The sequence below is a fragment of the Micromonospora sp. NPDC126480 genome (genome assembly GCF_040302465.1).
Classification (GTDB): Bacteria; Actinomycetota; Actinomycetes; order Mycobacteriales; family Micromonosporaceae; genus Micromonospora.
Window position 1 is genome coordinate 87,472 of the sequence record NZ_JBEORU010000029.1, and the last position, 8,891, is coordinate 96,362.

Sequence of the window (8,891 nt, forward strand, 5' to 3'; positions counted from 1 at the left end):
GTGACGTCTTATCCGGTTACGCCGTGGGCGAACGATCCGGCACGATGAACCGGGTGGAGCCGATCGAGATCACCGAGGGCGGCCTGCTGCTGCGACCATGGCGGGCCGGCGACGCCGATGCGGTGCACCGCGCCTGCCAGGATCCGGACATTCAGCGCTGGACCACCGTTCCCCGCCCCTACCTGCCGGAACACGCCAGGACGTTCGTCACCGGGTCCGCCGCCCGGCAGTGGGCGAGCGGCACCGGCGCACCGTTCGCGGTCTGCGACGCCGCCACCGGCGAGCTGCTCGGTTCCTGCGGCTTGATCGCCATCGACCGGACCGCGCACCAGACCAGCGAGATCGGCTACTGGACCGCGCCCTGGGCGCGGGGACGCGGGGTCGCCGTCCGCGCCGCCCGGGCCGTCGCCCGCTGGTCGTTCGACGAACTGAAGCTGCGCCGGCTGCTCTGGGGGGCGCTCGCCGGCAACCACGCCTCCCGGCTCGTCGCGCTCCGGACCGGCTTCCAGATCGAGGGGCGGCTGCGCGCCGCCGATCCCGCGTCCGGCACCCACGAGTGGTTCGGCTCCCTGCTGCCCGGTGAGGTGCCCGCGCCGGACGAGGTCGGTCCGGCCGGTCCGGGCACGCTCGAGGCCCGCCGGGCAGCCGTCTTCGGGCGGGCCCAACCGGTCCTGTTCGCCACCGCCGGCGCGGGCGAGGTGCGGCTACGGCCGATGGAGATGCAGGACGTCGACGGCATCGTCACGACCTGCCGGGACCCCGAGACGCTGCGCTGGACCACGGTTCCCGACCCGTACGACCGCTGTGACGCCGAGGCGTACCTCGCCTACGGGCGGGAGGCGTGGGCCGCCGGCACCAGTGCCTGCTTCGCGGTCGCCGACGCCGACGACCGGTTCGCCGGCGCGATCGACCTGCGGCTCGCCACCCCCGATCCGCTCCTGGCGAGCGTCGGCTTCATGACCGCACCGCACGCGCGGGGGCGCGGATACATGCCCGCCGCGCTGACCGCGCTGACCGCCTGGGGCTTCACCACGCTCGGCCTCGCCCGGATCGAGTGGCGGGCGAACGTCGGCAACACCGCGTCCCGGCGCGTGGCCGAGAAGGCGCGGTTCACGTTCGAGGGCACGGCCCGCGCCGCGCTGAACCACCGGGGCACCCGCACGGACGCCTGGGTCGGTGCGCTGATCGCGGAGGACCTGGCATGACGCCGGAGACCATCGAGGGGTACGGCGTCCGGTTGCGGCTCTTCCGCCCCGAGGACGCCGTCGACACCGCCTCGGCCTGCTCGGACCCGTTGACCCAGCGCTTCATCTCCGGCATGCCCGCGCCGTACACGGAGGCGGACGCCCGGTGGTGGATCACCGAGGGCGCGCCCGCGGCCTGGGCCACCGGCGGGGCCGCGTACGCGATCGCGGACCCGACCACCGACCGGTTGCTCGGCGGGATCGGGTTGAGCAATCCCGTCCCCACCCGGAACCAGGCGGAGATCGGCTACTGGGTCGCCCCGTGGGCGCGCGGGCGGGGCGTCGCCACGGCGGGCACCCGGGCGCTCGCCGAGCAGGCGTTCGCCACCGGCGTCGCCCGGCTGGAACTGCTCACCAACCTGGAGAACACCGCCAGCCAGCGGGTGGCGCTGGCCGCCGGGTTCCGCCACGAGGGCGTCCGCCGGGACGCGAACCCCACCCGCGGCGGCGGGCGGCACGACCTGGTCGCCTGGGTACGCCTCGCCGAGGACCCCCCGGGGCCGGCCCCGCGGCTGCTGCCGGACCTGCCCGACGGCCGGCTCACCGACGGCGCGGTGGCCCTGCGCCCGCTCGGCCCGGACGATGCGGACCTGATGTACGGCCTGCACACGCTCCCCGAGGTGGTCGCCTCCCGGGTGCCGCCGGAGCCACCGTCCCGGGCCGCCGTCGAGCAGCATTGCCGGCAGGCCGGAACCCGCTGGCTGAGCGGCCAGGCCGCCAACCTGGTGATCCTCGACGCGGCGACCGGCGCCGCCGCGGGCACCTGCGCGCTGGTGTACGACCAGCCCGCCACCGGGCAGGCCATGGTCGGCTACAGCCTGCTGCCGGCCTGGCGGGGGCGGGGCCTCGCCACCCGCACGGTCCGGCTGCTCACCCGGTGGGGGTTCGCCGACGTCGGCCTCGATCGGATCTGGGCCGGCGTCCACGTGGGCAACCCGGCGTCCGAGCGGGTGCTGGAGCGGGCCGGCTTCCGCCGGGAGGGAGTGGAGCGGGGCCGGCTGCCCGGCGCCGGTGGCACCCGGGCCGACACCGCCCTGTTCGGGCTGCTCCCGGGCGATCTCGACGGCTGACCGCGACCCGTCCGCCCGGGGAGCCGGCCGGCGGGCCGGGTCGGTCGGACCGACCCGGCCCCGCACCTGCCCCGGCTCAGATGTCCAGGGAGATGATCCCGTAGTCGTAGGCGTGGCGCCGGTAGACGACGCTGGGCCGGCCGGACTCCTTGTCCTGGAACAGGTAGAAGTCGTGCCCGACCAGCTCCATCTGGAACAGGGCGTCGTCGACGGTCATCGGCTCGGCGGGGTGCACCTTCTCCCGCGCGATGTGCCAGGGCTGGTCGTCGTACTCCTCCTCGGCGCGCTCGGCCACCGCGGTGGCCGCACCGGCGGACGCACCGTCGCCGTTGAGCGGCGTGGCCACGAGATCGGCCACCGGCAGGCCGGCGGTGGCGGCCGCGACCGAGATGGGCGCGTGCCGGCCCCGGTGGACCCGGCGACGGTCGGCCGCCCGGCGCAGGCGGGTGTCGAGCTTGGCGATGGCCGCGTCGAGCGCGCTGTAGAAGTCGTTCGTGCAGGCCTCGGCCCGGATCACCGGGCCTCGGGAGACGCAGGTGATCTCCACCCGCTGGCAGTGGTCCGACTGGCGCGGATTGCGCTCATGGAACAGCTCGACATCGACACGGATTAGTTTGTGGTCGTAGCGCTCGATCTTCGCGAGTTTCTCCGCTACGTGCACCCGGTAATGGTCCGGCACTTCGACGTTTCGGCCCTTGACCACGATGTCCACGTGACCTCCCTCGATCGGACGGTCGTTCATGCGATACCCGGTCGCGTCCGTCGGGGCGATCCCACTCGGCGTCGACCGGTCAGTGCGGCTACGCCTCCTTTCGCCGCCGGGGGCGGGTGGGAGAACCTCCTCCTACCCCCGACAGCTGAACGCTAACTCCTGCTCGCCCGGCCGTCACCCCTGGTTGTCCGGACCGCCCAGGAATTTTCACAGCTCATACACCAACGGGTGAAACGGAAACACGATCGGTTACGACTGGCGCCTTTTCACGGTGGCGGCGAGCACCACCGCCACCGACGGCGCACGGCCGGTAGCGGTAAGCGCACGGCTCACCGCGGCGAGGGTCGACCCGGTGGTGACGATGTCGTCCAGCACGACGACGGACGCGTCCACGGGCGCCGGCCGCCACCGACCGCGCGGGCGGAACGCCGCCGCCGCAGCCGCCGCCCGGCCGGCGCTGTCCAGCGTCACCGAGTCGGGACGGGGCAGGGCCCGCAGTGCGTGCCGGATCTCCACCGGCCAGCCGGCCCCGCGCAGCCGGCCCGCGCAGTGCCGGGCCAGCCGGCCCAGGTGGTCGCCGTACCGGGCGCGGGCCGCGGCGGCGGTGTCCGGCACCGGCACCAGCAGCACCGGACGTACCGCGCCGACCGCGACGGCCACCACCTCGGCGAGCAGCGCACCCAGCGGCCGGGCCAGCCCGTGCCGACCGTGGTCCTTGTATGCGAGCAGCGCCTCGCGCAACGGGCCCTCGTACGGGCCGAGGGCGACGCACGGCGGCAGGCCGGACGGTGCGGGAGTGGGGCGTACCGGACGGGGACGCAGCCCGTCGAGCACGGCGACGCAGTCGGCGCAGACCCCGTGACGCAGCCCGGGCCGGCGTTCCCGGCAGCCGGCGCAGTCCGTCGGCAGGACGAGACCGCCGAGGTCCGCGATGAGCCGCCCGACGTCCCGCACCGGCGGTCAGTAGAGGAAGAAGGGTGCGGTCGGGTTGCCCGAGCGGCCGGAGTCCGTGGCGTCGACGTCCCGGACGTGCTTCCGCTCGATCCGCTCGTACGGGAAGCCGCGGTAGGCGACACGGTTGGCCTCGTACATCACCATGCCGAACTTGGCGGCCGGGTTCGCCGGGTACGCCGACAGGTGGGTGACCGTCGCGCCGCCGGACCGCAGCAGCTCGGTCTCCCGTACGCCGTCCACCCCGATCTCGAAGAGTGCCGGCTGGCCCTTGGATCCCGACACCACCAGGCTGTTCTCGCTGTACCAGTCGACGGCGGTGAGCCCGGTCAGCGACGTGTGCAACCGGCGGGGCGACCCGAGGGCGAGGCCGTCGCCCTCCTGGCTCACCGACATCACGTACAACCCGCCACCGGCGACGATCGCGAGCCGGTGCCCGTCCAGGGAGGCGGCCACGGCGGTCACGCTGCCCGGCACGCTGACCGGCACCTCGTGCAGGTCGGCCGTCGCGTCGAACCGGTGCAGCCGGCCGTCGGCGACGACCAGGCCGACCGGCTCCTGCGGATCGGCCGAGCGCAGCCAGACCGGCCGACCCACCTTCCGGAAGCCCGTGGTGCTGCGGTCGAACGACGCGACCGACTCGATGCCGACCCCGGCGGAGAGGTGCTGGCGGCCGTTCCCACCGGTCACCACCAGCGCGGCCAGGATGCGCTGCCCGGAGCGGCTGAAGCCGGCCGAGACCACGCCGGTGTTCGCGGCCGCCGCCACCGGCACCGGCGCGTCGACCTGGTCCGGGTAGTTCAGCGGATGGACGGCGCCCTCGTAGACGCAGAACACCCGCGGTGCCTCGCCACCGAGCTGGTACAGCGGCAGCGCCTGCCGGCGCTGTTCCAGGTCCTCGATGATCAACCGGGACTGGTTGCCGATCTTCAGCTCGAGCTGGCCGTTCAGGTCCGCCAGCGACCACGCGAGCTGGGTGCCCAACAGCTCCAGACGGGTGCTGTCGTCGCCGGGCATGTCGAGGTTGACCTCCCAGCGGTCGTCCGTCCGGGTGGCGTTGTTGATCAGCCGGGGGCGGTCCGGCAGGGGAATCGCGCCCTTACGCAGCCAGTTGGAGGGACCGCCGATCAGCCACCGGACCACCTCGCTGACCCGCCGGTCCTCGGGTACGGCACGCGGAAGGTAGCGCTGGTCCGGCACCAGGTGGCGGCGATCGGTGCTCCAGAAGTAGATCGTCTTGGGGGTGTAGTAGTCCTCCAGCGCCTCGACGCTCAGCAGCGGCACGGACGGCGGGTCGACCACGAACCATTCCGTCTCGTCACCGGACTCCTGCACGGTCGGGCGCAGCCCGAACTCGTAGGAGGCCGCGGTCGTCTCCGGCGGCGCCAGTACGCCGTCGGCGCCCAGCTGCCCGACCTGCTGCACCTTGAGGGTCACCCGGATCTCGTCGGGCCCTCTCACGATGCCCGGCTGCTCGACCAGCCGCACCACGGTCAACGCCACCTCGCTGCCCTGCTTGACGGGCAGCTGGGACCGGTCGGCGCTGTCGATGAACTGGCGTACCCGGTCGTACGCCCCGTCCGGCTCACCGGCGGCGGCGGAGAGGAAGTTCTTGACGAACTCCTCCTCGGTGTCGCTGGCCGTTCGGCCCGGTGGCTCGACCGGGCCGCCGCTGCTCGACCCCGCCTCGGTCGCCGGACCCGGGCCCACCACCCGCACCTCGGTGTTGTCGGGGATGCCGCAGCCCGCCGAGGCGGCCAGCAGGACACCGCCGAGCAGGCCGGTGAGCAGGCGCCGGTTCACTTCCGCACCTCCGCCCGCTCCGCGGCCGGCGCCGGGCCCACGGTCAGCGCGCCCGAGCTGCCCGGACCGATCGCCAGCAGGCCACCGGCACGCGGGCCACCGAACGGCAGGGCCGCGTCGGCGGGGACCAGCCGCAGCGGCGAGGTGGTGAGCCGGTCGCCCGCCCGTACCGGCAGGGTGAGCCGGAACTGCGCGCCCTGGCCGGGCGCGCCCCACGCCTCAAGCCACCCGCCGTGCAGCCGGGCGTCCTCCAGGCTGATCGACAGGCCCAGGCCGGTGCCGCCGGTCTGCCGGGCACGCGACGGGTCCGCCCGCCAGAACCGGTTGAAGACCAGCTTCTCCTCACCGGGCTTGAGCCCCACGCCGTGGTCGCGCACGGTGACCGCCACGGCGGTCTCGTCGATGCCGAGGGTGATCCGTACCGGCCTGCCCTCGCCGTGCTCGACGGCGTTGCCGACCAGGTTGCGCAGCACCCGCTCGACACGGCGTGGGTCGACCTCGGCGATCACCGGACCGCCGGGCACGTCCAGCTCGATGGTCACCCCGACCCGTTCGGCGAGGCTGGCGAGCCGGCCGGCGACCCGGTGGACCACCGGCACCAGGTCGGTGGGCTCGGCGTCGAGCGCGGCGAAGCCGGCGTCGAAGCGGCTGATCTCCAGCAGGTCGGTCAGCAGCTCCTCGAACCGGTCCAGCTCGGCCTGGAGCAGCTCGGCGCTGCGGGCCACCGCCGGGTCGAACTCGTCCCGCTCGGCGAAGATCAGGTCGGCCGCCATCCGTACCGTCGTCAACGGCGTCCGCAGCTCGTGCGACACGTCCGAGGTGAACCGGCGCTGCAGGCGGGACATCTCCTCCAGCCGGAGGATCTGCCGTTGCAGGTTCGTCGCCATCTGGTTGAACGAGGCGGCGAGCAACGCCAGGTCGTCCTCACCGTTGACGGCCATCCGCTGGTCCAGCAGGCCCGCGGACAGGCGCTGGGCCGTCCGGGCGGCCACCCGCACCGGGGTCACGACCAGGCGGGTGACCAGAGCGGCGAGCAGGCCGAGCAGCAGCACCAGGGCGGCGCCGGTGGCGACGACGGTCGCCCGGGCCTCGGCCGCGGTCTCGTCCTGCTTGGTCAGCGGGACCAGGTAGTAGAGCTCGACCTGACCGAACTTGGTCGGCACCGGCGAGCCGTAGACCAGGTACTTCGTGCGCTCCTCGCCGAGCCGGCCGGTGCTGATCTGGCTGGCCACGGCGCCCCCGGCGACGGTTTGCCGCAGCTCGGGGCTGAGCACCGCGCCGAGGTCACCGACGGCCGGTGACGTCCGGGTCTGGATGATGCCGGGATAGCCGTGCCCGGTCAGGGCGATCACCACGCCGGTGGTCTGCTGCGGGTCGCCGCCGCCCAGGTAGCTCACCGTCCCGTCGACGGTCTCCTGGAACTGGGCCTCGTTCGGCTGGTTGTAGAGGCCGAGCTGCTTGGCCGCGTACGCCGCCCCGCCGTCCAGGCGGCCGCGCACGTCCTGCTCGGCGCTCTCCAGCAGAATGCTCGTGATCTTGTCGGCGATCAGGTACGCGAAGCCGCCGACCAGGAGGCTGGAGGCCAGCAGTGTGATGGTCACCACACGCACCTGGAGCGAGCGTCGCCAGGTCTGGTGCAGCCCCGCGACCAGCCGCGCGCCCCGTCCGCGCAGGGTACGCCACAGCTCCCCGGCAGCGGAGCGCTGCGGGGAAGCCGTCGTCGAGCCCGGGATCGAGGAGGTGGCCACAGTGTGACCAGGCTATCCGGTGCCCGCCTTGTAGCCCACGCCCCGCACGGTGAGGATGATTTCCGGTCGCTCCGGATCCGGCTCGATCTTGGCTCGCAGCCGCTGCACGTGCACGTTGACCAACCGGGTGTCCGCGGCGTGCCGGTACCCCCAGACCTGCTCCAGCAGCACCTCGCGGGTGAAGACCTGGCGCGGTTTGCGGGCGAGCGCGACCAGCAGGTCGAACTCCAGCGGCGTGAGCTTCACCTCCTCGCCGTTGCGGCTGACGGTGTGCGCCGGCACGTCGATGGTGATCTGGTTGCCGGGCGGGCCGATCGTGAGCAGCTCGGGGGCGACGTCCTCACCCCGGCGCAGCCGCGCCCGCATCCGGGCGACCAGTTCCTTCGGCTTGAACGGCTTGACCACGTAGTCGTCGGCCCCGGACTCCAGCCCCAGGACGACGTCGACCGTGTCGCTCTTGGCGGTCAGCATGACGATCGGGACGCCCGACTCGGCCCGGATGGACCGTGCCACGTCGATGCCGCTCATGCCGGGCAGCATGAGGTCGAGAAGCACGATGTCCGGCCGGTTCTCCCGGAACGCGGCAAGCGCACGTTCGCCGTCGGCGACGAACGAGGGCAGGAACCCCTCGCTGCGCAGGACGATGCCGAGCATCTCGGCGAGCGCGGGGTCGTCGTCGACCACCAGTACCCGAGCTCTCATGGGATTAATTTTCCATCCCCATTTCCATCGGTGGGATCCGCGTCCTCCGGCACGTTACTGCCGCCGGTCGCCGGTCGCCCAGCGACCCGCGCCCGGACGTCACCGCCCGGCCTGCGGGGCCGCCGGACCGGACCCCGCGTGCCACCATGATCCCCGTCCGGGCGGTCCAGCGCCACCATCGCCACCACACGGGTCCCAACGGCCCTCCTCCGATGTGGCAGGATCCGGCTTCTCCGCCGAGGACAGGACGCGAGTGGCTGACGAACAATTCACCCCCACCCACGCCGACGATCGAGGTGCCCGGCGAGCCGGCCGTCCGCCGGCGGCGGCCGTACGGGCCTTCGGGCCCTGGTTGGCCGTGCTGGCACTGGTGCTCCTGCTCAGCGCGCTCCGGTTGCGCCCGCTCGCCGCGGCGGTGTCGCTCGCCTGGCTCGCCTGGTGCGTCTGGACCTGGGTCCGCCCCTCCCGACGGTCGGCCCCGGGCCGCCGGGACTGAGCCGACCCGCGGATACGGAACGGCCGGGCCGTCGCTGCGGGCAGCGGCGGCCCGGCCGTGGCCGGTCGGATCAGTAGCGGTAGTGGTCGGGCTTGAACGGGCCTTCCTGGGGCACGCCGAGGTAGTCGGCTTGTTCCTTGGTCAGGGTGGACAGTTTCGCGCCCA

9 protein-coding genes are annotated in these 8,891 nt (G+C 73.6%); 3 read left to right on the forward strand and 6 right to left on the reverse strand.

What is annotated here, in order from left to right; translation table 11 throughout:
- Positions 1-23 precede the first annotated feature (23 nt).
- The gene (locus tag ABTW87_RS23850; RefSeq protein ID WP_350653177.1) at positions 24-1,205 is read left to right on the forward strand and encodes a GNAT family N-acetyltransferase; all 1,182 of its coding nucleotides are present in this window, start codon (positions 24-26) and stop codon (positions 1,203-1,205) included.
- Complete coding sequence (locus tag ABTW87_RS23855; RefSeq protein ID WP_350653178.1) at positions 1,202-2,314, forward strand: GNAT family N-acetyltransferase; 1,113 nt, start codon at positions 1,202-1,204, stop codon at positions 2,312-2,314. Before ABTW87_RS23850 ends, ABTW87_RS23855 begins: the two co-directional genes overlap by 4 nt.
- Before the next feature lie 76 nt (positions 2,315-2,390).
- On the opposite strand, the gene hpf is transcribed toward ABTW87_RS23855, so the two are convergent.
- The 5 genes from hpf to mtrA form a co-directional block, all read right to left on the reverse strand.
- Positions 2,391-3,026, reverse strand: coding sequence for a ribosome hibernation-promoting factor, HPF/YfiA family (gene hpf / locus ABTW87_RS23860; RefSeq protein ID WP_350653179.1), 636 nt, complete (start codon positions 3,024-3,026; stop codon positions 2,391-2,393).
- Positions 3,027-3,275: 249 nt separating this feature from the next.
- Positions 3,276-3,980 (reverse strand): ComF family protein, encoded by a 705-nt coding sequence (locus ABTW87_RS23865; protein ID WP_350653180.1) that lies wholly within the window; start codon positions 3,978-3,980, stop codon positions 3,276-3,278.
- Between the two features lie 6 nt (positions 3,981-3,986).
- A complete protein-coding gene (locus ABTW87_RS23870; RefSeq protein ID WP_350653181.1) occupies positions 3,987-5,780 on the reverse strand; it encodes an LpqB family beta-propeller domain-containing protein in 1,794 nt (597 codons plus the stop codon).
- Positions 5,777-7,453, reverse strand: a complete 1,677-nt coding sequence (gene mtrB, locus ABTW87_RS23875; protein ID WP_350653186.1) for an MtrAB system histidine kinase MtrB — start codon at positions 7,451-7,453, stop codon at positions 5,777-5,779. Before mtrB ends, ABTW87_RS23870 begins: the two co-directional genes overlap by 4 nt.
- A gap of 87 nt (positions 7,454-7,540) precedes the next feature.
- On the reverse strand, positions 7,541-8,230 hold the full coding sequence (gene mtrA, locus ABTW87_RS23880; protein WP_350653182.1) for an MtrAB system response regulator MtrA: 690 nt from the start codon (positions 8,228-8,230) through the stop codon (positions 7,541-7,543).
- 253 nt (positions 8,231-8,483) lie between these two features.
- Between mtrA and ABTW87_RS23885 the strand changes: the two genes are divergently transcribed.
- On the forward strand, positions 8,484-8,726 hold the full coding sequence (locus ABTW87_RS23885) for a hypothetical protein (RefSeq protein WP_350653183.1): 243 nt from the start codon (positions 8,484-8,486) through the stop codon (positions 8,724-8,726).
- Positions 8,727-8,796: 70 nt separating this feature from the next.
- On the opposite strand, the gene ABTW87_RS23890 is transcribed toward ABTW87_RS23885, so the two are convergent.
- The coding region (locus tag ABTW87_RS23890; RefSeq protein WP_350653187.1) for an adenosylhomocysteinase at positions 8,797-8,891 on the reverse strand (95 nt) is incomplete at its 5' end.